Here is a 22,422-nt window from a genome sequence, read left to right as displayed (position 1 = left end):
CTCACCCTGGTTATGAAGAAGGCGCTCAGCCTCCTGATCCCCGGATCGACATTCTCAGCGAGTGATCCATATGAGGCGTGCCTCCGTCTTCGCGCCTGATGCAATCGCGTTCGACCATATTTCCGCGTCCTGATCGCGTGCAAAGGCCCACCGCAAATCCGGGGCCATAGGCAGAGAACGTTGTCCACACGAAACAAATGTAATCATCTGTTAATGCCGTGCGCCGCAGCCCTTTTTTGACGACGGAAGCGCCGTTCCGTTTTGGTACGATCCCGGCTTTTCCGCCAGCGCCCCGCCACCGTGAATCGCCGATATTTATCGTTGTTTCGTGAACATTGCGCACGGTGGCTGGCCCGCATCCAACCGCTGGCCGCCGCCGGCAGCACGAGGGCCAGACGCGACTTTAACAGCGCGCTGCGTCGCCTTCGCCACCCAACGCGACGGGGCATCGCGCTGACGCTCGCCGCGTTGCCGGCGTTCTTCCTGCTGTACGTGCTTGCGCTCGTGCCGTTTACGCCGGGCATCGGCGACATCCGCAAAGCCCGCATCGAACGGCCAGCGTTGATCGTGTCGGCCGACGGCAAACTGCTCGAGGAATTCAAGCCAGTCAATCGCGAGTGGGTGTCGCTCAAACAGATCTCGCCGTACATGGTGGATGCATTGGTAGCGACCGAGGACCGCCGCTTCTACGAGCATCACGGCATCGACTGGAAGCGCATCGCATCGGCCGCGCTGCATACGTTTTCCGGCGACCGGCAAGGAGGCTCGACGATCACGCAGCAGCTCGCCCGCAACCTGTATCCCGACGAAATCGGGCGCGCGCCGACCCTCACGCGCAAGCTTAAGGAAGCGATCACGGCGTTTAAGATCGAAGCCGTGTACAGCAAGGATCAGATCATCGAGACGTACCTGAACACGGTGCCGTTCCTGTACAACGCCTACGGCGTTGAAATGGCCGCACGCACCTACTTCGGCAAATCGGCCGATCAGCTCGACATCCTCGAAAGCGCGACGCTCGTCGGCATGCTAAAGGCCAACAGCGCCTACAACCCGGTGCTCAATCCCGAGCGCGCGTTGCAGCGGCGAAACACAGTGCTCGGGCAGATGAACAAGTATGGGAAGCTCAAGGTCGACGCTTACAGCTGGTTGAAGCGACAACCGCTTAAGGTCAATTTCGAGTTGCAGACCGCGCCACCAGGCACCGCGCCTCATTTCTCGGCGCAATTGCGCAAGTGGCTGATCGCATGGGCCGATCGCAATGGCTATAACATCTATACCGACGGGCTGGTCGTGCGCGCGACCATCGATTCCCGCCTGCAGGCGATGGCGACGCAGGCGATGGACTGGCAGACGAACCAGTTGCAATCGATCGCGAACGACGCATGGAACGAACGCACGGGCTGCTGGCCGGGCAACGACCTGTTCCAGACATTCATCCGGCAGACGCCCGATTACCGCGCCGCACGCGATGCTGGTCAATCGGATCCGGCCGCGCTCAGGAAGCTCGGAACGAACCCCACGTTCGTCCGCGCGCTCTGCCGGAGCAAGACGCAGATCCAGGCGGGGTTTGTCGCGATCGATCCGCGCAACGGAGATATCAAGGCATGGGTCGGCAGCCGCGACTTCAGTGACGAGCCGTTCGATCACGTGCAGCAGGCGCGGCGCCAGCCGGGTTCGACGTTCAAGCCGTTCGTCTACGGCGCGGCTTTTGCGGACGGCGCGCGGCCGAGCGATACGATCGTCGACCGGAACGTCGCCATTCCGCTGACTGGGCATGCGAGCTGGCGGCCTACCGACGCGGAACCGCCCACCGGCCGACCGATGACGCTGCGCGACGCACTTGTGTATTCGCGCAACCGTGTCACCGCTCAGCTCATGCAAAAGGAAGGTCCCGAGAAGGTCGCACAGCTCGCGCGTGCGATGGGCGTGCGCGAGAGTCCGCTCGAAGCGGTGCCGTCGCTCGCGCTCGGCACGAGCCCCGTCACGCTCAAGGAAATGGTCTCGGCGTACAGCACGATCGCGAACCGCGGCGCCTATCTCGAACCGCGCATGGTCACGCGCATCGAGGATCACGACGGCAAGGTGCTCGCCGAATTCGCGAGCGCATCGCCGGAACAGGCACTGCCCGCCGGCGCAGCGCAAACGCTCGTCGACGTGATGCGCGACGTCGTTAACCGGGGCACCGGCGCAGGTATCCGGACGCGCTTCGGGATTCGCGCCGACGTGGCCGGCAAGACGGGCACGACGCAGGACAACACGGATAGCTGGTTCATCCTGATGCATTCGCAACTGGTCGCAGGCGCATGGGTAGGTTTCGACGATGCACGTGTGACGCTCGGCAACGACTATTGGGGCGAGGGCGCGCACAGCGCCTTACCGATGGTGGGCGCGTTCTACGACATGGCGCTGCGCGCGAGGGTCATTGATCCGGATGCGCAGTTCGGCCCCGAGACGCGGCCACCACGCACGGTCCATGCGCGACGGCATCGACACTTCCTCTTCTGGAGGTTCTGATGTCGTCGATGGAGGACGCGACATTCGCATTCGCCGGTGCCGCCGACGCAGCATCTCAATCCGAGGCGGCCGGCAGTAGCCCGCTGACCGATTTCTCGATCCGGATTGCTCGACCGAAGCCTACCCCGGCCCCCGCAAGCATGGCGCCTTGCGATGTCGAAACGATCCGTTGCGGCACATGGGCCAGGCTCTGTTTGGATTTGCTGAAATGTGTTTGCATCCTGCTTTTTGCGCGTGAGACGGAATGCCCCGAACACTGCTGAGTAACAACGTATGGAAAAGGATCGAAGGGATCGAAGCGATCTTGCAGAACGCCGTTCCGGCATTAGGAGGCTGAGCGCCTTCGTCCTGACCAGGGCGAGTCTCGGGGGCAAGGCCGACATTAGGTCGATGCAGGACGTTGGCTTTGCGCGGAAGCGGTCATTCACTGGCAGTCACGAGTGAGGCAGGGGCAATGGCCGCTTCGGCCGATGAAGCAACGTTCAACATCGCGAATTGAATGGCCGCTTCCTGGGTGGAACCGACGCCTGAATGTCCGAGCGGCGGGGCGGGCGAATGACGCTTCGTGGCCGCGCTGAGACGGATGACGGTCGCCGCAAGGCCGACCGAGTCCGCGCCGATGCCGAACTTCCGTAGACTCTGAACAGAAGTTCCGATTTTCCGATAGCGGCCCACACTTAGCGTCTGAAAGCGCGCGTCCCTGATGCGCGCTTTCAGCACGAAGACTCCGGATTTCCGGGTCTAGCGGCTGGTGATGTCCGCTGCAACCTTTATCGGACTGTGCGAGGCGGATTTCAGGGGGAAGTGAAAATAATTTTTACGGTTACGCCGGACGGGCGCTTAGAGGCGGCCCCGTTCGTTCAGACAGTCGCAGAGAGCCAAAAATGCGGAGGAAATTACCCCTTTCATATTTGTCATCGTTGGGGCCGGTAGAGAGCTAGAGGCGCCATACCTTCCTCACGCCGCGCCAAGCCATGACCCCACTCTTGTTTCGACGGCCAGGGCAAGCACGGGGTTCACGTACCAGCCGAAGGTGGCAAGTGGCGGTTCATTTCCAGCCCACAGATAGGGAGCCATGGTATAGCGCACGGGCATACCACCCACGATCAGGAGACGCATCGCAGCACCCGTCATCGAGGGCAGTTTGTCTCACAGTGAGACAGGCCTCCAGGATCATGCCGTTGATTTAACGGAGGAAGTTGGATTCCGCCACGCAACGAATTCCGCAAGTTGCGCGCTCGCACTCCAAAACACCCGGTTACCGCCCGTCCAGAGGAATCACGCATTGTCACTGGTGACTGGTGACGTGCGTCATCCAGCTCAGCCGGAGGGATTTACTCGATACTCCTGTGCGCTTCGGAGTTGCAATAACAAACTGCTTCACCAAAATGGTCCTCTGCCACCCCGTGGGCGATGCGATAAAAAGGTTTGCACAAGGCCGACACCCCTGCCATCGTTGAAGTGTTAGTGGGACGACCATTGGACCGGCAACTATCGTCTCCATTGATTGGGAAGTCGGCGGTAAGGTTTATCGTGCGCTGCCCGTGCTACCGCGGGGACGCCCGCCCTGCCCTGCCGCATCGTTACCGACCTGCCAGCGGAAGGACAGCAGCGGCCTGCCGTGTTCACTCAGGCCGATAACGCTTCCGTTATCTCGTTCCACGCGGCCGGATGGGGATTCAGCAAAGGCTCCAGAACCTTCAAGGCCCGCGTGGTACGGCGCCGTGCACTCTTCGGCAACGCAGCGCAAGCGTCTTCAATGCTGCCCGGATGATGCTCGCCAAGGCATGCCAGAAGGACTGCCGCCTGCTGTACGTCTTTCAGAACCTTTGTGCTCGCATGATCACGCAGCTGCGAGACCAGCAGTTTGTGTATTGCGAAGCGATTCGCATCGGGAACTCGCACGGGGACGGCCCCGTGCCGCGAAAGAAGGGTGCCTGTCTGCGACGTACCCAACAGGTACGCCAGATACGGTAGTCCAACGGCGTGGGCTTTCAACTCAGGCACTGCCCGGATCGGGAAGCTTTCATCGGGCGACGGGACCAGCAGGTCGACGTGAAAGCGCGAGATGCCGGCTTCCCTGAAGGATGTCGCTGGCGCGGCTCTCTGGAGTTGGGGTACTTCAACAAAACGAATACCGGGTTGTTGCAAGATCGTAGTATCAGTACTATTTAAGAAACTACTGATAACGTCATCGCTATTCCTGTTGCACTGGCGCCGGCGCGCGAAGTCGATGCGATCTTCGAACTCGATGCCGAGTTGCCGGACAGCGGGGCGGCATGCGCGCGCTATACAACATCCGGTGGACGCCGCAACGGGACCCATTCGGCCTGATGCGCCCGATGATCTTAAAGCCCTGCGGAAACTGTCGTCACTCGAGTTCTTGCCCTCGAGTTTCCGGCAGGAAGAAAAAACGATCACCGCCGCGGGCGCAAAGAAGCTCGCTGTCGCTCCGAGCGCAGCGCCGACATTGTGGCCCTTCGACATCGGCCGGACGAGCGCGGGCGCAAGCGCGCCCGTCGCACGGCAAGTATTGTATATAAGACCTTGAGCGGTAGCGCGGACGCTTGCTGGAAACAGTTCGGCAAAGATCGGTGGTACCAGTGATCCAAGCCACCGACCTCCGCAGCGTTTAGAGTCGCAGGAAGCTTCGCCCGAAGGCGAGGGGGTCCACAAGAGCTTTCATCCTCGCCGCAACATGATCGTCTCGCTCGTCACTGCAGCCACATGATTGCGTTTGTCGAGATGCCATCTCCCAGAGCGTTAATGAGGTCGCGTCTTGAATCGAATTCCATGAACCAGCCCAAGACGTTGCCATGAGCGTCGCGCGGGAACAGACACACCGCCCAGTGCGCCGGGTCGCGTACGATCCCGTCCATACCGTCGCCGCCCTGGGGAGCGCTGACGAGGTACAGACCATCTACTTCGATGAACGCACCGGAGGGCAGCTTCCCGTCCTCCGGAACCGATAGATACTCGAGACGGCTGATTCGCATGGTGCCCGATTCATGGAAACCAAATACCATTTCGCACGTGTCCGTGTTCAAGACTGCGCCACCCTGTGTTCAGAGTGCGGGAATTGCAACCGGATCCTGACGCCATCGAACTCGAACAGGTAACGTGCATCCCGATCGAGGTCGATGATTTCCGACTCGAGAAGCACTTCGAGATCGCGGCCTACCATCATCCTGCCACGCTTCAGACGCATGGCAATCGCCTCCGCCGTCATCGGTCCTTCGTCGTGCAGCAGCAGCCGGATCATCTCCATGCGTTTCGCAGTAGTGGTCCTCAGCAACCCCTCTGGCTCCTCGAAGAATATGAATGTTGAATCGGGGTGTTGACCGTCGAGGATTGCGTCCATACGCTCTTGCATGGCGTCAAACGAAGTGGTCTCGAGGATAAGAAGTCGCATGGTCATTCCTTCTCTATAGGGAGATGTGCGACACTGGTGGCGCACATCGTGACGATATCGCGCCAACTCTGGATTGCAAGGCGACACGCTTCCGGTACTGTCTTCAGCCCAGCGCGAACCTGCTGCGCAACGCGGTACGCACATCCTCCGCGGTGATCACCGCAGTGCCTTCGCGTAGATGCCGCACGGCTGCGGCGTCAATGGTTCGCTGCAACACCGCGTCAGCATCCGCAATCGAATGGCCTTTCAGACCGGCGACAGCGCAGTCCATCGTGTGGCGTGAGACGGCGAACACGTCGCCGGCCATGACCCTGAAACGCATGCGGACGTAGGACGTCAGGGCTTCATGCTCCGGTACCGAGAACGCGACCTTCTCTTCAAGTCGCCCGCCACGAAGCACAGCCCGGTCGAGCGCGTCCTGATGGTTCGTTGCGCAGATGTACAGAACGTCCGGCAGCCGCCCGTCCGCACCGTCCAGTGTCGTCAGCACTTTGTTCGTGACCGGGGCGACGCCTGACATACGGCGCTCGCCCAGCACATCGTCCGCCTCGTCGATGAAGACGATCGCTGGCCGGAGGTCCTTCGCGTCCCTGACGAGCCTGTCCCACGCGGAGGGGTTCGCGAGCAGTTCGGCCCCCGTCGTCTTCAGGAACGCGTACCCACTGGCTTTAGCGAGCGCCATGGCCGCCTGTGTCTTGCCAGTACCCGGTGGCCCGTAGAACAGCACGCCGCGCGGCAGGCTGCCGCCGAGCCGCTCGAGGCCGTCGGCGTGTCGCAGCCTGAAGGCGAGATCATGCAGATCGTTGCGCGAGACATCCGGCATGATCATTTCGTCGATCGACTTCACGTTTTCAGGAAGCCTGCCTTTCGAGCCCTGTAGGCGTCGCATCGCACGCATCGCAACATCGAAGCTCAGGCTGCCTTCGCCGATGGCGCCCTCACGACGCATGTCAGCCAGCTCGCGCCCGACCGATGCGAGGCGTGCGGCGCTGAATCCCTCCCATCGCGCTGCGAGATTTGCGAGCATCGGTGCGGTGAGCGCATGGAAACCCATTGCTTCGCCTACCGAGCGACGGAGTATGGCCTTGCGGGCTTCGAGATCTGGCGGAGGTGCTTCAACCTTGAAGTCGAACCGGCCTTCGCGAATCGCCGCGCTATCCAGTGCGGCGACGTTGTTTGTCGCGGCGACCAGGACGATTCGCGTGCCGCGCAGGCGTACGATCTCAGTGAGCATCACATTCGTGAGGTCCCGGTCCATGTGGTGTGTTCCGTCCCCGCGGGGTTTGACGTAGCTATCGAATTCATCGATGAAGAAGACCCCGTGGCCGAGCTTCAGTGCCTGGGCGAATGCAGCCTTGACCTTCGCCGGCGTCTCATTGATCCACTTGCTTGCGACCGAACCGTAGTCGAGCGCGAAGAATGGCACGCCCAGTTCGCCAGCGAGCGCCTCGGCAAACATGGTCTTGCCGTTGCCGGGCTCTCCGAACAGGAGGACGCCGTTGCGCGCGCGCTCTGGATTTCCGATAACTTCGCGTGCGGCACCCAGCAATCTCGCTTTCGTCGCAGCCATCCCGACGATCTGGGAGAAATCGAAACGCGGTTGCGCGACGAGTTCGTCAAAACTGTAGACAGGTTCAGCGGCACGAACCGGATCAGGGGCGAACGCAGGCGCTGCTGGCTGCGACGGCCGCGTCGGTGACGCTGCTCCGGGAAAGACAGCCTGGAAATAACTTTCGCGCCGGGCGTCGGAGACGTTTGCCCTGCGGGTTGACGGCGAGAGCGGGTGGGCCCGTCGGTACCAGACGCCTGCCACCAGCGCGAGCACCAGACACCCGGCAAACGCCGTCAGCCAGGGGCGATTCAGATGGACAAGAGATTGAAGAACCGCCAGCCCGAGCATGAAGAGGGCGATGCGCCGAACGAAGTGATATCTGTGATACAGGAACCAGAACAGCACCGCCAGCGCGACGGTGACGCCCAGTATCAGGGGTCGGTTTCTGGCATGCATCAGCTTCCCTGATGCGAGTTCATGCAGGATCGCGTGTGCCCAGCCATACAGCGCTGTCGCAAGCACGAAATGCAGGACAAATCCGGATACAGAACGGACGAGGTGTCTCATGGTTGTTCCTGGTAAAGATGGAAAGGACGTCGGATGGTCAGCGCAACCACGGCTGCAGGAATTCCTCGCACGCCTCGTGGATGATCCTGCGCACGACCTCCTCCCACTCGTGACGGGTGCAATACATCGTGAACAGCATCTCGATGCCAAATATCGTCGCACCGGTCCTGATCATCGACATCAGGGCCGACACGGTTCCGTATGCGGCGGAGCCGAAGAGCAACTGCAACTGGCCGGCTCCCCACACCGCTGCGAAGCACGGGATCAGCACCGTCAGATACGGAGCAGCCAGGCCGATCGCGCCCAGGGTGTTCAACAGCCAGTGGAAATACCACGGGATTTCTGCGTAAGCCGGGTCAATGAAGTTCAGACGGGACTGAGGACGATCGCTCTGCATGAAGTTTCTCCTTGATGAATGGGACAGGTGGTTCGTTCAGATGCGAACAACACAGACCCATCGTCGCGCACGAAAAGCCGGATGCAAGTCGACGAATCAGGATGCGCAGGAACGGCGTTGCGGATGGACGACCTCGAAAGGCGCACGGTGAGCGGATATTGAAGATGGAGCTGTGGCGTGCTCACGCGAAGGATCGCGGCGCGGATGACGTAGAAGGGAAACTCAGGAGGAGACGGGCGGAAGGAATCGTGAGGCGAGCCGCCCACACTGTTTCGGGCGTGGGCGTAATGCGGATGGCAAACTACATTCTATTTTTTACTACGCAGCCATCGCGCGACGACGACCAACGGCTGGACATAATCAAGGAATATGGCAAGACATTCTGTCCAGAAGACTTGCCAGTAGGATCGAAAGTTTCCCATGTGTGTTTCCTCTCTAGAGTTGGTGAGAAATTTCGCGTAGCGCGACAGCTAACGGGTTTGTCCGTCGCACATCTTCTCGCAGCGTTCGAGACAATCGAGCTGCACCGCGTCCGACGCTGACAGTGCGGGAGGGGAATGCACGATCCATAAGCATATGGCGACGACGCCACTGCTCAATGCAGCCGTCGCGATAGCGAGCAATAGAAGGCCGATATTGCCGTTGTCGTATGGAAAGAGATATTCAGCCAGTTTTTTCAAAACGTTCATTCGGACTCCATTTTATTGAGTGTGAAAGTGAGACTGTTACGCGACGGAAGAAACGGATAACCGACGCAATGCCAGTCTCTCTTCTGAATAACTGAACGCAAACGTCACGAGTGCGTGTCCCTGAAAGCCTGATTTCAGATCAGCAAAGCACTCGGCCGGGAAAAATTAACTTACTTTTTGCGGCTGCGGGTCAGGCGGCACGCTACGGCGACTGGTAGTGGATGCACTCCATGAAGAGGGCGAAATACTCGCCCCAGAACACGCGCCAGTATCTGTGGATATTGGTCATCGGGTTACATCAATAGTGACGGACTGCAAGGTGCAGTCCAGTGATGGAAATGAAGATCGCGTTCCTTAATCGTGAGCACCGTACGGGCTAAGAGAAAGTCGTCTCTTCACCCGCCTGCCGCTCACTTTGCTCTAGACAAGTGCCGCGTGTCATGTGCCGCTTCATCAGTGACGGTGGCGCATACGTCACCCGGCAGCCGATAACAGCGACACGACGGACAAGCCGCCGTAGCGCACGATGCTCTTGTCGGGCGGAAACAGATGTTCAGCAAGTCGTTTTTTCATTTTCGTGAGGATTCCAGTCTGGTTGATGTTGGTTGACGACTGTGAATCTGCTGATACAGCCAGCGCACAATCGCGAGCCAAGTGTCAGGGAAGATTCAGCGAATGCAAGCAGACGCCGCCTTTACACGATGACCCATCGGGCACAATGCGGAAGCCGAGGCTTCGCGGCGTTGAAGGCAGTCGGCGGATCGCCGCGAAGCCTATCGAGCACTACCGCAACAACCTCGTCAGTCTGCTGACCTTGCTCGACGTGATGCGCGCTCGATGTGAATCAGTTTGTGTTCAGTTCGTCGGCGACTGTTTATGACGTGCCGAAGACTCGTCGGCCGATGAGTCGTTTCCGCTGTCCGCGACCAATCCATATGGGCAATCGAAGCTGATCGCCGTGCAGGTGCTGCGCGATCTGGAAATCTCGGACCCGAGCTGGCGGATTGCGACGCTGCGTTACCTCAATCCGGTGGGCGCGCATGATAGTGCTTTGATCTGCGAAGTTCCGGCTTGGATTCCGAACAATCTGATGCCGTATGTAGCGCAGATGGCGGTTGGCAAGCTCAAGAAACTACGGGTGTTCGGCGGCTAGAATGAAACGCCGGATGGCACGGGCGGGTATAACTATATTCACTTGGCGAATGTGGCGCGCGGACATCTGGCCGCGCCGGATGCGCTGGATGCGCTGGATGCTCTGGATGCTCTGGTCAAAGCGTGACGCTAATTTAGCAACCTCGGGCACTAGTCGGCACCCTGGCGGCACCTGGCACGGCGAGTGCACGAAAGTAAGGTCGACGCGTTGAATCGGTTCGGCGTTTCACCTCAACAATTCAGGTTCGAAGACAGGCTCGGACAGCGATCAACGCCCGCGATGCCGTGCGCCCGTTCAAACAATGTCATTCTTTGGTACAGCTGTTCAGGTGCACGCTATTGCCTGCACAATTGGCGCGGGGCGCCGCTCCAATGGCGCATGCGGCCGCGATAGCGTTTCTCTGGACGGAGGCGGCGCGTGCGAACGCGCACTGGCTTCAATCTGCGACGTTTCCCGAGTCGCTGGCGATACGGAAGCCGGCTGATCCGCTTCAGCCGAGCGCGAATTCGCCGGTGCCAGATTGCAAGCGCTTCCAGTGGAATGGATGCGGCGATATAACCCGTTACGCCAGCGCCTGTTACCTTGATGACCTCCGCGCCGTTGGATTGAAAGATAAAACGTTTGATTTCCATTTCGTGGTCCTGTGAGAATGGCGATCCGTCGCCACGGTGCGCAGCTTGCGAAATTGCCCATTAAGTCAGGAGATCGGGTGCCTACGATCTAACTGCTCCCGGTCTGTCTAACTACGTCTTCGACGCAAGGACAGGTCTAGGACCACATGGGGTCCACGAAACGCAAGTCGGGGCTAGGCAGTATGACTTCCCGTGAGGCAGAGGCTGGCCTGCCGCGAGAAATCCAACGCGGGTTAGCATTGCTGCCAGAGCCGCACGGTGTGGACAGGGCCACACCCGGCGATTTCCGGCACGGAGGCCAGCATGGAACAAGATAGCACGGCGTACGTTGGACTCGATGTTCACAAGGAGTCGATTACGGTGGCGTACGCGATCGGCATGGGCGAAGTCGAACTGCTGGGTAAATTCGGTACCACAAAGACGGATATCGATCGGCTGTGCAAACGCCTGCAGTCCAAAGCGCGCCGCATACGCATCGTCTACGAAGCCGGCCCGTGCGGTTATGGTCTCTATCGCCAACTGGTCGAAAGAGGATTCGAGTGCATGGTGTGTACCCCCTCGCTGATTCCGAAGAAGCCCGGCGAGCGCGTCAAGACCGATCGACGTGATGCCGTCAAGCTTGTACGCTCGCTGCGTGCGGGCGACCTGTCCGCGGTGTACGTACCGAGCGTTGAAGATGAAGCGTTCCGGGATCTGGCGCGCGCCTGGGTCACCGCTAAAGATGATCTGAAACAGGCGCGCCAACGGGTGAAGGCCTTTCTGCTTTCGCACGGGGTGCGCTATACGGGCACCGCGAACTGGGGCCCGGCCCACCGGCGTTGGCTGAGCGAGTATTCGTTCGACAGCGCGTGGCAACAACTGGCCTTTGAGGAGCATCGGCGCACGATCGAGGACCGCCTCGCGCAATGCAGCCGTCTTGAGGCTGCCTTGCGCGAGGCGGTGATTAACTGGCGCTTCTATCCGGCCGTGCTGGGCCTGCAGGCGATGCGCGGCGTCCAGTTCACCACGGCGGTGGGCATGCTCGCCGAACTCGGCGATCTCTCACGCTTCGTGCATCCCCGCCAGCTGATGGCCTGGCTCGGCGTGACGCCCGCCGAACACTCTTCGGGTGATAAACGCCATCAGGGCAGCAGCGTTTGATCGGAATTTCCTGAGGGCGACGTAGCAGTGCTATGCAAGAAAGCTGCTCGTCGAGGCATGCGCGATCCCGTGAAGTGGATACCGGATTGACAGTCAGGGAGCGTCTCATAGCGGCCTGCGATGACAAGGCGTTCTTACTTGCCGTGCACTTCGTCGCGGCCTGTGGCGACTTTTGCGCGATGAACACATCACCAGCGGCATCGATTAGCGCTCGCGCAAATACTCCGGCCAGCGAGCATAGGTTGAGTCGCCCGATGCCCTACTCGTCACGGGTCTAATGTTCTCGCTCGGCATCCAGTGCACGCCGCACTCGAGCTGGGAAACGATATCCCAATATTCGTTCTCGATCGCGAGGCACTGGGCGGCGCGCGCGCCATCCGTAATGGCGTACAGTCGCCATTGGGCCGGCCACTGGCTCTCGCCTTCCAAGCGGAAGCGCAGTTGCCCATCGATAAGGATGTTGAAGGTATCTGGACCGTCAGCGACTGCTTGAATGCGGTCCGTGTACCGCTGGCGAGTTGTGCGCCCAAGTGAGGAGACAGGGCGAGGGGGCAGTGACATGGAAATCTCTGTAGATTGAGGAAGTATCCTCAGTCTCCTATGCGCGCGTCGTCATGCAAGTTGGAAAATCGGTTGAATAAATATCCGTTTGCCTGGCGCTCCGTCATGTTCTAGAGATAATTTGTGCGTCTCCGTCAAGTAGGCAATAAGACGGGAACCACCTAAAGCTATTTGGGGTTTCCCGCTCCTCCTCGCCATGCTCGTTCAGTCAGCATGGGGCTATCTTGACGTACCGCCCGATGAACTCCGCACACATAAATCTGACAGCGCCCAGCGACCTTATCGCGATAGCGCGCGTAGTACGAAGGCACACGGGATTTCGCCGAGTGTTGTACTCGGACGGTGCGCGATTCCGTCAAGCGATGTCTTTGCAGCCATGGCTGACGCATCATCGTCAAGTAGAAAGACCTCTACTGAATCGCGAGCCACCGTCGCCTGACATTCCAGCGATTTCGTCGCCCGGGCCGCTTCCTCGACGGGCGCCGCATTGCGCTGCGCGACTTCGTCGATCTGTGAAGCGGCCTTGTTCCCCGTTCGTTCCCGTCGCCCTGCCCCAACGCGGACGCCTCAATCTCGTTCATCACGCGGGTAACGTGATCGACCGCGCTCATGGCTTCGTGAATCGTCCTCAGCGCTTCGGACAGGAGCGATGCGGCCTTTCACCTCCGCCGCCGCGCCCGAGCGGGGCGCGAGACTGCGCAGTTCCGGGCCACCACCGCGAGACCGCGCCGCGTTCACCGGCAGGCACCGCTTCCGGGCCGCGTTCGACGCGAGAATACCGGCCGGGCAGAGTAGCGTCAGGACTTAAATGACCTGAACAGATGAGATGTTTTTCGGTAGCGATGCACGACTGCGGCCGCCGGAATCCAATAACGCTCGATCACGGGTGGCCAACACTGACGGGTTCCCATCAAGCCGAAACACCGCGACGGCGTCGCGCAAAACGGCCGCCTGTTCTTCCAGCGATTTCGCCGCGGCTGCCGCTTCTTCGACGAGCGCCGCGTTGTGCTGCGTGACTTCGTCGATCTGTGAAACCGCCTTGTTGACCTGCTCGATGCCATCGCTCTGTTCAAGCGCGGACGCCTCGATCTCGTTCATGACGCCTGTGACGCGCTGGACCGCGCTCATGGCTTCCTGAATCGTCTTCTGCGCGTCGGACACAAGTGATGCCCCCTCCTGCACCTTGGCCGCCGATTCGCCGATCAACTCCTTGATTTCCTTCGCCGCCGCGCCTGAGCGCTGTGCAAGGCTGCGCACTTCTGATGCGACAACCGCGAACCCGCGGCCCTGTTCACCCGCCCGGGCCGCCTCCACAGCCGCGTTCAACGCGAGAATATTGGTCTGAAAGGCGATCCCTTCGATCATGCCGATGATCTCGGCCACCTTGCGCGACGACTCGGTGATCCCATCCATCGTCTGCGTCACGCGCGACACCACCGAGCCGCCCCGCGTCACCGTATCCAACGCGCCCTGCGCGAGGCGGTTCGCCTGCTTCGCGTTGTCCGCGTTCTGCTTCACCGTCGCCGACAGTTGCTCCATACTCGCCGCCGTCTGCTGAAGCGCCGCGGCCTGTTGCTCGGTGCGCGACGACAGATCCGCATTGCCCGACGCAATCTCGTTCGCGCCGTGCGTGATCGCCGTCGTGCTGCCGCGCACCTTCGCCACCGTCTCCACGAGGCCGTCGCGCATCTTCGTCAGCGCGCTGAGCAACTGGCCCATCTCGTTGCGCGATTTGCTGGCGATCGCGATCGTCAGATCGCCGGCGGCGATCCGCTCGAAATGTTTGATGGTCACATTGACCGGCTTGATCAGCGCCGCCGACAAACCGATCCGCGCCGCCACTCCGATCACGATGGCGATTGCGCCGATCGCGGCGAACAGCAGCGTTGCCAGGCGGAAACGCTGTGCGCCGGTCTCGGCCTGCTGGTGCTGATTGTCGACCTGCACGTGCTCGAGCGCATCGATGGCTTTCGAATACGCTGCGTAAAAATTGTTCGCGGTTTCGCCCTGGATGTTGCGGAAGGTGTTGAAGTCGAAGTCGGTGAGCGCCTTGAACTCCGGCTCGATGGCCTTGTCGACCAGCGCGGCGCGCGCCTGTTCGACAGCCTGCGCAAGCTTCTTTTCCTCTTCGTTGACGAACGGGCAGACCATGTAGTTGCGGAAGTCCTTGTTCGACTCGACCAGCACCTTGTGCGCGGCCGGCAGCAGATCGTCGGTCTGCTTGCCGACGCTGAAGAGCGTCTGATACGTGCCGAGCGCGAGCTGCACTTGCAGCAGCTTCTCGGAGCTCGCCTTCAGATGCGATAGCGCGGCCGCGCTGCGCTGGGTTTCGTCGAGGCTGCTATTCGCGAGCTTGAGCGCGCCGTAGCCGACACCGATCACGGTCAGCAGGAAAGCGACGAACACGCTGATCACTAGCGTCAGCCCGCCACGAATGGTGATGTTGTTGAGCATTGGGTCTCCGGAACGGCTGGTCGGTCGGCGGTGAAATCGGGAAAACGCCGGCGCGCGGTGTTGTTTGATGCGCCATTTACACTTCGCCTCATCCAGGTTAACGGCCTTCGCGAAACCCCGTTAAATAGGTGGAATCCATGACAGGCGGGCTTTGCGGAGCGCTTCGGACTCACTATCTGGGACATTTCGCGTGATCCATGCGACTGCTGCTTTTTCGGGCGCAGCGCATTTCATTTGTATAATTCGGCGTCATCGCTCAGGCCCACTTTCATGCTTAGTTTTGCGCTCGGCTTTCTCGTTTCACTGCTGATCACGCTGTTGATCGTGCGCTATGCGCATCTGCATGAAAAATTCTCCACCGACACCGATCTGGCCGGCGTGCAGAAATTCCATGTGCGCCCGGTGCCGCGCATCGGCGGGACCGGGATTCTGATCGGGCTGATCGTTTCGGCGGTGCAGCTGCATCACACGTATCCGGCCGTGTCGGGCGGCATTCTGGGGTTGATCGCGTGCGGCATGCCGGCATTCGGTTCGGGCCTCGCCGAGGATCTGACCAAGCGCGTGTCGCCGCTCGCGCGGCTCGTCTGCACGATGGCCGCCGCCGCCCTCGCCTACTTTCTGCTGAATATCGCCGTCACGCGCATCAGCGTGCCGCCGCTCGACTTTCTGCTCTCGTATGCGGTGATCTCCTGCGCGGTCACGGTGCTGGCCGTCGCGGCGCTCGCCAACGCGATCAATATTATCGACGGCTTCAACGGCCTCGCCTCGATGGTCGCGTTCATGATGTTCGCGTCGCTCGCTTACGTGGCGTTCGAGGTGTCCGATCCGATCGTGCTGTCGGCATCGTTCATGATGATGGGCGCGGTGCTCGGCTTCTTCATCTGGAATTTTCCGGCCGGGCTGATCTTTCTCGGCGACGGCGGCGCGTATTTCATCGGCTTCATGCTCGCCGAACTGTCGATCATGCTGGTGATGCGCAATCGCGACGTGTCGGCGTGGTATCCGGTGCTGCTCTTCATGTATCCGATCTTCGAGACCTGCTTCTCGATCTACCGGAAGAAGTTCATTCGCGGCATGTCGCCGGGGATTCCCGATGGCGTGCATCTGCATATGCTGGTCTATAAGCGGCTGATGCGCTGGGCAGTCGGCACGCGCACCGCACGCGAACTGACGCGGCGCAATTCGCTGACTTCGCCGTATCTCTGGCTGCTGTGCCTGATCGCCGTGGTGCCGGCGACTTTATTCTGGCGGCATACGCTGCATCTGTTCTGCTTTGTGGTGGTGTTCGCGGCGACTTATGTCTGGCTGTATATGAGTATCGTGCGGTTCAAGTCGCCACGGTGGATGGTGGTGAGGAAGGGGCGGCGGTAATAGAAAAAGGCGCTCAAAAGCAAGCCGGTCGCTTAACCTGTTGAAAAGGTGGCCGAGACCGAGGGGATGCAGGTACTTTGACGCGTCACCCGCGATAGGACTTACCGACAGTGAACTAGACTCTGGTGGCGAGCGATCGTGCGCCGGCGATTACCAGGACTTCGCGTGGCTACCGCTCAGTGGAGGCGGAATTCTCGGGAAATATCAGCCGGTAGTTCTTCAGGTCCTCTTTGAACGCATTGCAGCGCCCGAGCTGCTCCTGCACATCGTGCAGTGGCTGGTTGTACTCAAAGCGTGAAGTCCAGTCGTAAATACGCGTCATTCCCCTTACGTACGGACCGGCTTCGCGGTCGTTGGTCAACCGCTTCAGCGGTAGCAGATAGTCCTCACGATATACGGTCGGAATGACGATTCGGCAAAGGCCGGCGTCGGTGAGCACGCAGTTCATTGCAAGCCGCGCCGTGCGACCGTTGCCGTCCTGAAAGGGATGGACTTCTGACACAACGAACATCGTCATGAGCGCGCGAGCTACTGGGTCAGTGAGCGCGTTGATGCGTGAAAAGCCTTCTGCCAGGGTTGCCGGGACCTGCTCCGGCAGGACAAAGAGCGTGTTGCCCGCCATATTCCGTTTTTCTTTCCACTGTCCCGGGCCCTTGTCCGGACGCGCCTGCATCACGAGCGCATTCACGTTCTTGAGCCAGGCAAGAAAGTCATCGGCCGTCGTCGCCGGCCGGCCCCGCCAGGGCGCCGTGGCGGCAGCCTGGAACGTGCCAAGAATGTCGTGTGAGTCCTCAGAACGGTTCGGAATGATGGCGCCCTGAAAGACAATTTGCTCGGCTTCCTCAACCTCGAACGTCGTACCTTCGATGAAATTTGAAAAATACGCTTCGAAGAAAGCAAAGTTCTCAAGCGCTCTTCCCGATGCAGCCGGGTTTGCTGGATGTGCAAACACCTCGTCCGCCAGTGCGGCATGCAAAACATCGAACAGCTCCAGCCGGTCCGAGTCATACGGTTTGCCCGACGCGCGCGCGAGCGCCAGCTTGCTGCTCAGCTTCTTTTCTTCGTGCGTGCCGAGCAGTGCGCCGATAATGCCGTCCAGGCGCTTGCCGGCCGTCTGCATGTCGAGCTTGTCGGCAACCGTTTTTGCCTGGTCGCGCAGGTCGTTGAGCTTGAAGTCGCCCCGAATGGTGAGAATTTTGTCGAGACGGGATTCGATATCTTCCTGCGGCAGCACCCGCCCAGATGAACCGCGCGCTGTTGCCATGTTCTCGAGGAAGCCACGCGCTTCGCTCGGCAGGTAGATGCTTCGGTGCGGCACGTCGGGCGCGGGCGGCTCAAGCAAAGGCCCATCACCGATGTGCACTTCGACAATCAGCCCAGGCATCTCAAGGGTGCGGCGCCGCTGTCCGCGACGCACGTGAATCGCACCGTCGACCGGCCCTGTTTATGTCCGAAAAGCGCCCAATTGGATAGATGATTCTGGGCTGTTTGTCCGAAACATGCTGAATAGCCAAGACAAATTGTCCGAAACGTGTCGAATTCTCTCTCGCTGGGTGCTGTATCTCAAGGACCTTCGCGCCCGATGACGAAGCCCGGTACGCCACCAAGGTTTGACACACGTAGGATTCTTACAAAAGTGCCCTGAGTTGACCGCTTACGCCCGTCTGGCAAGAACGCGTCGGCAGCCGAGTGCGCCTTTGCAATCGCATCCCTGCTCGAACACCTTTGCGTCGGCGAAAAGACCGGACATGAAGAAGCCCCTGTAAGTCATTGACCGACAGGGGCTGTTTTGACGAATCAGAACGCCTGTTTCAACAGATTAAGCGACCGCCTTGGCTCAAAAGCGCCTTTTTCTTTAATGTCTGACAGCAGCGATCGCAAACTTTAGGAAGCCCGCGTGGCCGGCGTGACGCTTCGCAACGCCGGAGCGGTCGCCGGCTGATATTCCGGTACCCAGCGGCGCAGATCGCGCCGCACTTCGTCGTCGGTCGGGACTCGATGCTGCATCAGCCACGGCAGCAGGTTGTCGATGAGGCTGTCCGGCACTTCACGCGCCCGCGCGATGCGCAGCTTGGGATGCGGCGTGCGCGTGGTGGTTTCGTCGTCGGCGAGAAGCTCTTCGTATAGCTTCTCGCCCGGGCGCAGACCGGTGAACACCACGCGGATCTGTTCTTCGGTGAAGCCGTACAGGCGGATCAGGTCGTGTGCGAGGTCGGCGATCCGTACCGGCTTGCCCATGTCGAGGATGAAAATTTCGCCGCCATGTCCCATGCTCGACGCCTGCAACACCAGTTGCGACGCTTCCGGAATCGTCATGAAAAAGCGGGTGATTTCCGGATGCGTGACCGTCACCGGGCCGCCGCGCGCAATCTGCTCCTGGAACTTCGGAATCACGCTGCCGGCGCTGCCGAGCACATTGCCGAACCGCACCGTTTCGAACTGCGTGCGCTTCGTGCCCTGCTGCTGCAACGCCGAACAGGCCATCTCCGCCAGGCGCTTGCTCGCGCCCATCACATTGGTCGGGTTGACAGCCTTATCGGTGGAAATCAGCACGAACTGAGCGACGTCGTGACGAATCGCGGCACGCGCGACGCGATACGTGCCGAGCACGTTGTTGCGCACCGCCTGCCACGTGTTGACCTCTTCCATCAGCGGCACGTGCTTGTACGCCGCCGCATGAAAGACGATGTGCGGGCAGTACCGCGCCATCACCTGGTCGAGCAGCAAGGAATCCTTCACATCGCCGATGATCGGCACCACCGATACCTCGGGATACTTGTCGCGCAGCTCTTCGTTGAGCCGGTAGATCGAGAATTCGGAAATATCGAACGCCACCAGCTGCGCCGGCCCGTAGCGCAGGATCTGCCGGCACAGTTCGGAGCCGATCGAACCGCCCGCGCCGGTCACCATCACGACGCGGTTCTTGAGCAACGCTTCGACGTGCTGCGTATCGATCATCACCGGATCGCGGCCCAGCAGGTCTTCCAGATCGATCTGGCGGACCCGCGACAGGAACGCCTGGCCTTGCGTGAGCTGAGTCAACGCCGGCAGTGTCATGGCGCGCACGCCAGCGCGCACGCACAGCGTTGCAATCCGCCGATGCGCTTCCACCGAAGCAGACGGCACGGCAATGATCACGTTCTCGACCTTCATTTCCGCGGTGATCTTCTGCAGATCGCTGATGGCGCCGAGTACGCGATGGCCGTAGATTTCGCGGCCCTGTTTGACCGGATCGTCGTCGAGCAGACCCGCGAGCCGCCATTCGCCGGAGCGTTTCAGCTCACGCACCAGGTTCGCGCCCGCATTGCCCGCGCCGAGCACCAGCACGGGCTTGCCCTGCCCGACCAGGCCGCCGTAGCGATAAAACTCCTTGGCGGCACGGTACAGCGCGCGCGAACCGCCCATGGCAAGGAACAGCAGCATCGGCGAAACGATCAGGACGGAGCGCGGCACCACCGGGCTCGGCTGCACGAGCGCCGAACCGATGACGACTACCAGCGCGCCGACGCCGATCGCCTTGGCGATCCGCACGAGGTCGGGCAGGCTGGCGAAGACCCACATGCCGCGATACAGCCCGTAGCTGCGGAACATGACAGCGTAGATCAGCAGCACCCAGACCAGCGCATGCAGCCCGCCCAACCAGAACGGGTCAGGCACCGGACCGTTGAAGCGGATCACGTATGCCAGCATCCAGGCCAGAGCCACCGCGCACAAATCGAACACAAACGCACTGAACGACAGCCATCGGGCCTTGAATCTTTTCATTGTGCAGAACCTCAGGATTGCCCGGAACGGGACAAGTGACGCCGCCAGTACCGATCAATGCAGACACCGGCAAGCACAAGCACAGCAGCCCAGACAACGACAACCAGCCATTGATACACCACAGCAAGGCCCATCGCCCACAAAGCAAGCATTATGCCCGCCGCCATGAAGAAATACCAAACTCGCGCCGTCGACGCATGGCCGAAACCGGCTTGCACCAGTCTTTGATAGTAGTGTTCGCGGTGGGCCTGCCAAAATTTTTCGCCACGGACCAAGCGTTTGAGCAAAGTTACCGATGCGTCGCCAATAAAAGGAGCAAAACTTACCGCCGGAAACCAGATCGGCCACACGCCTTCGCGCCAGCCCCAATAACCGAGGGCGCCCGCGAGGAATCCCAGCGGGATCGAGCCGGCGTCGCCGAGAAAAATTCGCGCGGGATGGAAGTTGAACAGAAGAAAACCCGCCGCTGCCGCCGCCACCGTTGCGCAGGCGAGCGCGAGCGCGGGGTCCGGATGCGCGGCGATCGACGCAGCGACCGCATAGCCGCCGAAGCCGAACAGCGCCATGCCGCCGGCGAGGCCGTCGGAGCCGTCCATAAAGTTGTACAAATTGACCAGCCAGACGAGTAAGAACGCCAGCGCGGCAAGCGCCCACCAGGGCACGTCGGCCGGGTAGACGGCGACCAGCGCAGCCACGGCCAGCGCGTGGCCGCCGAACCGCACGCGCGCGGGCAAGCCGCGGCGGTCGTCGATCTGCGACAAGGCAGCAAGCAGCGCCGCCGCGAGGGCCGGCAGCCACAGCGCGGGCGCCGCGAGCCAGATCAGGATCACGACCACCGGCACGATGCCCCAGCCGCCGACGCGCGGCGTCGGGCGCGTATGCAGCGAGCGATCGTTGGGGATGTCGGTAGCGAGGCGCCACGCGAGGCCGCTCCTGAGCAAAGCCCACAGAATCGCGGCGCATGCGCACAGCGCGACCAGCGCCCAAAGGAGCAGATGCACGGCTGGATCAGCAAGGAGTGAAGCGATCGGCATGTCGGATATGTCAGTGGGTAGAGCGATACCAGGCCGCTGTCTCCAGCAGGCCATGTTCAACGGTATAGGGCGGATACCAGCCGAGACATTCGCAGATATGGGAACTGTCCAGCCGCAATTCGCCGATCAGCCGGTCGATCTGGGCCGAGCGCCCCGTCAGGCGGCCGGCGAGGCGCAGCAGGCCGACGGGAACCGGGACAAGGCGTGCTGGCGCGTGCAGTTGCGTGGCGAGCGCCCGCGCCAGTTCGGCGACGCTCAGATCGCGGCCGTCGGTGACGTGGAAGGTCTGGCCGACGGCGCGGGGGTCGGTTGTGCAGTGCACTAGCGCGTCCGCGAGGTTGTCGACGAATATAAGGCTGCGCTGCGCGCCGATCGCGCCTAGCGGCAGAGGGACGCCATTCGCGATCGCGCGCATCAGTTGCAGAAAGTTGGCTCGCACGCCCGGACCGTAGACGAGCGGCGGCCGCACGATCACGATTTCGAGGCCCGATTCATGGCCGTACTCGATCAGGGCGCGTTCGGCTTCGAGTTTGGAGATGCCATAGGGGTCGGTGGGGGCGGGGTTAGCGTCTTCCCCGATCGGATGCCCCGCGCTGCTCTCGGCAACGGCTTTGATGCTGCTGACAAAAACGAAGCGACGCGCGCCTGCGCGGCGGGCGGCAGCCGCGACGCGCAGGGCGCCTGTGACGTTGGTGGAGCGGTACGCCGCGAGCGGATCGGCAGTCGTTTCCCGCATCATGTGAACACGGGCAGCGAGATGGATGACCGTATCGCAATGCATTGCCAGCGGCCACCGTTGGTCGACGCCCTCAAAGTCGTCGGTGTCGAGGAGCCATTCGCTGACTCCGTCGGCGGTCGTTTCCGGCCGACGCACCAGACCCGTGACGCGGTCCCCGCGCTGCAGCAATGCGCGCGATACCGCCTTGCCGACGAAACCGTTGGCGCCGGTGATCAACACGTGCTGAGTCATCGGCTGGCCTCGCATGAGCGGATGCTGGCCGGACGGCACATCATCCCAGTTGCAAGGCGGGACGCACGCTTGCCGTCTGGCGCCGGCTTGCCCGGCCCACTACGAGCCGCAACCACCGTCGTCGCGCCGACGCGCGGCGGTTGATGACGCGACCCCGGACGCGACTGCGCTGCAGTGAGGCTTGCGCCGCCTACGCCTCGATACGGCGGGA

16 protein-coding genes and 2 pseudogenes are annotated in these 22,422 nt (G+C 61.1%); 4 read left to right on the top strand and 14 right to left on the bottom strand.

Translation table 11 applies throughout. The features are described 5' to 3' along the window. Positions 1–321 precede the first annotated feature (321 nt). On the top strand, positions 322–2,514 hold the full coding sequence (locus tag AC3WLT_RS15500) for a penicillin-binding protein 1A (RefSeq protein WP_492592593.1): 2,193 nt from the start codon (positions 322–324) through the stop codon (positions 2,512–2,514). Between the two features lie 420 nt (positions 2,515–2,934). On the opposite strand, the gene AC3WLT_RS15495 is transcribed toward AC3WLT_RS15500, so the two are convergent. The 7 genes from AC3WLT_RS15495 to AC3WLT_RS15465 form a co-directional block, all read right to left on the bottom strand. After that, positions 2,935–3,234: a hypothetical protein gene (locus AC3WLT_RS15495; protein WP_492592592.1), complete on the bottom strand. Its 300-nt coding sequence runs from the start codon at positions 3,232–3,234 to the stop codon at positions 2,935–2,937. Positions 3,235–4,143: 909 nt separating this feature from the next. Then, complete coding sequence (locus AC3WLT_RS15490) at positions 4,144–5,001, bottom strand: GSU2403 family nucleotidyltransferase fold protein (protein WP_492592591.1); 858 nt, start codon at positions 4,999–5,001, stop codon at positions 4,144–4,146. Positions 5,002–5,228: 227 nt separating this feature from the next. Further along, positions 5,229–5,540: a hypothetical protein gene (locus AC3WLT_RS15485; protein ID WP_492592590.1), complete on the bottom strand. Its 312-nt coding sequence runs from the start codon at positions 5,538–5,540 to the stop codon at positions 5,229–5,231. A gap of 17 nt (positions 5,541–5,557) precedes the next feature. Further along, the gene (locus AC3WLT_RS15480; protein ID WP_492592589.1) at positions 5,558–5,926 is read right to left on the bottom strand and encodes an HVO_A0114 family putative DNA-binding protein; all 369 of its coding nucleotides are present in this window, start codon (positions 5,924–5,926) and stop codon (positions 5,558–5,560) included. Positions 5,927–6,029: 103 nt separating this feature from the next. Beyond that, positions 6,030–8,045, bottom strand: a complete 2,016-nt coding sequence (locus AC3WLT_RS15475) for an AAA family ATPase (RefSeq protein ID WP_492592588.1) — start codon at positions 8,043–8,045, stop codon at positions 6,030–6,032. A gap of 37 nt (positions 8,046–8,082) precedes the next feature. Then, positions 8,083–8,442, bottom strand: coding sequence for a hypothetical protein (locus AC3WLT_RS15470; protein WP_492592587.1), 360 nt, complete (start codon positions 8,440–8,442; stop codon positions 8,083–8,085). 470 nt (positions 8,443–8,912) lie between these two features. After that, entirely contained in the window at positions 8,913–9,131 is a 219-nt protein-coding gene (locus AC3WLT_RS15465; protein ID WP_492592586.1) for a hypothetical protein, read from the bottom strand. A gap of 722 nt (positions 9,132–9,853) precedes the next feature. Between AC3WLT_RS15465 and AC3WLT_RS15460 the strand changes: the two are divergent. Beyond that, positions 9,854–10,386 (top strand): annotated as a pseudogene (locus AC3WLT_RS15460) (NAD-dependent epimerase/dehydratase family protein); the annotation flags it as partial. 233 nt (positions 10,387–10,619) lie between these two features. On the opposite strand, the gene AC3WLT_RS15455 reads toward AC3WLT_RS15460, so the two are convergent. Then, on the bottom strand, positions 10,620–10,916 hold the full coding sequence (locus AC3WLT_RS15455; protein WP_492592585.1) for a hypothetical protein: 297 nt from the start codon (positions 10,914–10,916) through the stop codon (positions 10,620–10,622). Between the two features lie 303 nt (positions 10,917–11,219). Here AC3WLT_RS15455 and AC3WLT_RS15450 point away from each other — a divergent pair. After that, positions 11,220–12,047 (top strand): annotated as a pseudogene (locus AC3WLT_RS15450) (IS110 family RNA-guided transposase); the annotation flags it as partial. 213 nt (positions 12,048–12,260) lie between these two features. On the opposite strand, the gene AC3WLT_RS15445 reads toward AC3WLT_RS15450, so the two are convergent. Next, on the bottom strand, positions 12,261–12,617 hold the full coding sequence (locus AC3WLT_RS15445) for a hypothetical protein (RefSeq protein WP_492592584.1): 357 nt from the start codon (positions 12,615–12,617) through the stop codon (positions 12,261–12,263). Positions 12,618–13,421: 804 nt separating this feature from the next. Beyond that, a complete protein-coding gene (locus AC3WLT_RS15440; protein ID WP_492592583.1) occupies positions 13,422–15,071 on the bottom strand; it encodes a methyl-accepting chemotaxis protein in 1,650 nt (549 codons plus the stop codon). Between the two features lie 270 nt (positions 15,072–15,341). Between AC3WLT_RS15440 and AC3WLT_RS15435 the strand changes: the two genes are divergently transcribed. Then, positions 15,342–16,442 (top strand): MraY family glycosyltransferase, encoded by a 1,101-nt coding sequence (locus AC3WLT_RS15435; protein ID WP_492592582.1) that lies wholly within the window; start codon positions 15,342–15,344, stop codon positions 16,440–16,442. 169 nt (positions 16,443–16,611) lie between these two features. On the opposite strand, the gene AC3WLT_RS15430 is transcribed toward AC3WLT_RS15435, so the two are convergent. From AC3WLT_RS15430 to AC3WLT_RS15415, 4 genes are all read right to left on the bottom strand, one after another. Then, the gene (locus AC3WLT_RS15430; protein WP_492592581.1) at positions 16,612–17,826 is read right to left on the bottom strand and encodes a Fic family protein; all 1,215 of its coding nucleotides are present in this window, start codon (positions 17,824–17,826) and stop codon (positions 16,612–16,614) included. Positions 17,827–18,326: 500 nt separating this feature from the next. Then, positions 18,327–20,207, bottom strand: coding sequence for a polysaccharide biosynthesis protein (locus AC3WLT_RS15425; RefSeq protein ID WP_492592580.1), 1,881 nt, complete (start codon positions 20,205–20,207; stop codon positions 18,327–18,329). 11 nt (positions 20,208–20,218) lie between these two features. Next, the gene (locus AC3WLT_RS15420; protein WP_492592579.1) at positions 20,219–21,241 is read right to left on the bottom strand and encodes an MraY family glycosyltransferase; all 1,023 of its coding nucleotides are present in this window, start codon (positions 21,239–21,241) and stop codon (positions 20,219–20,221) included. A gap of 10 nt (positions 21,242–21,251) precedes the next feature. Beyond that, positions 21,252–22,211, bottom strand: a complete 960-nt coding sequence (locus AC3WLT_RS15415; protein ID WP_492592578.1) for a UDP-glucose 4-epimerase family protein — start codon at positions 22,209–22,211, stop codon at positions 21,252–21,254. Between the last annotated feature and the right edge of the window lie 211 nt (positions 22,212–22,422).

The organism is Paraburkholderia sp. FW306-2-2C-D06C (assembly GCF_058781505.1).
This window is presented reverse-complemented; position numbering and strand designations above follow the sequence as displayed.

Bases quoted from the DNA above. Each gene is read 5' to 3' on its own strand.
- AC3WLT_RS15490 (WP_492592591.1), bottom strand. From the start codon at position 5,001: ATGTCGAAGGGCCACAATGTCGGCGCTGCGCTCGGAGCGACAGCGAGC.
- AC3WLT_RS15485 (WP_492592590.1), bottom strand. From the start codon at position 5,540: ATGGTATTTGGTTTCCATGAATCGGGCACCATGCGAATCAGCCGTCTC.
- AC3WLT_RS15480 (WP_492592589.1), bottom strand. From the start codon at position 5,926: ATGCGACTTCTTATCCTCGAGACCACTTCGTTTGACGCCATGCAAGAG.
- AC3WLT_RS15475 (WP_492592588.1), bottom strand. From the start codon at position 8,045: ATGAGACACCTCGTCCGTTCTGTATCCGGATTTGTCCTGCATTTCGTG.
- AC3WLT_RS15470 (WP_492592587.1), bottom strand. From the start codon at position 8,442: ATGCAGAGCGATCGTCCTCAGTCCCGTCTGAACTTCATTGACCCGGCT.
- AC3WLT_RS15465 (WP_492592586.1), bottom strand. From the start codon at position 9,131: ATGAACGTTTTGAAAAAACTGGCTGAATATCTCTTTCCATACGACAAC.
- AC3WLT_RS15455 (WP_492592585.1), bottom strand. From the start codon at position 10,916: ATGGAAATCAAACGTTTTATCTTTCAATCCAACGGCGCGGAGGTCATC.
- AC3WLT_RS15445 (WP_492592584.1), bottom strand. From the start codon at position 12,617: ATGTCACTGCCCCCTCGCCCTGTCTCCTCACTTGGGCGCACAACTCGC.
- AC3WLT_RS15440 (WP_492592583.1), bottom strand. From the start codon at position 15,071: ATGCTCAACAACATCACCATTCGTGGCGGGCTGACGCTAGTGATCAGC.
- AC3WLT_RS15435 (WP_492592582.1), top strand. From the start codon at position 15,342: ATGCTTAGTTTTGCGCTCGGCTTTCTCGTTTCACTGCTGATCACGCTG.
- AC3WLT_RS15430 (WP_492592581.1), bottom strand. From the start codon at position 17,826: ATGCCTGGGCTGATTGTCGAAGTGCACATCGGTGATGGGCCTTTGCTT.
- AC3WLT_RS15425 (WP_492592580.1), bottom strand. From the start codon at position 20,207: ATGAAAAGATTCAAGGCCCGATGGCTGTCGTTCAGTGCGTTTGTGTTC.
- AC3WLT_RS15420 (WP_492592579.1), bottom strand. From the start codon at position 21,241: ATGCCGATCGCTTCACTCCTTGCTGATCCAGCCGTGCATCTGCTCCTT.
- AC3WLT_RS15415 (WP_492592578.1), bottom strand. From the start codon at position 22,211: ATGACTCAGCACGTGTTGATCACCGGCGCCAACGGTTTCGTCGGCAAG.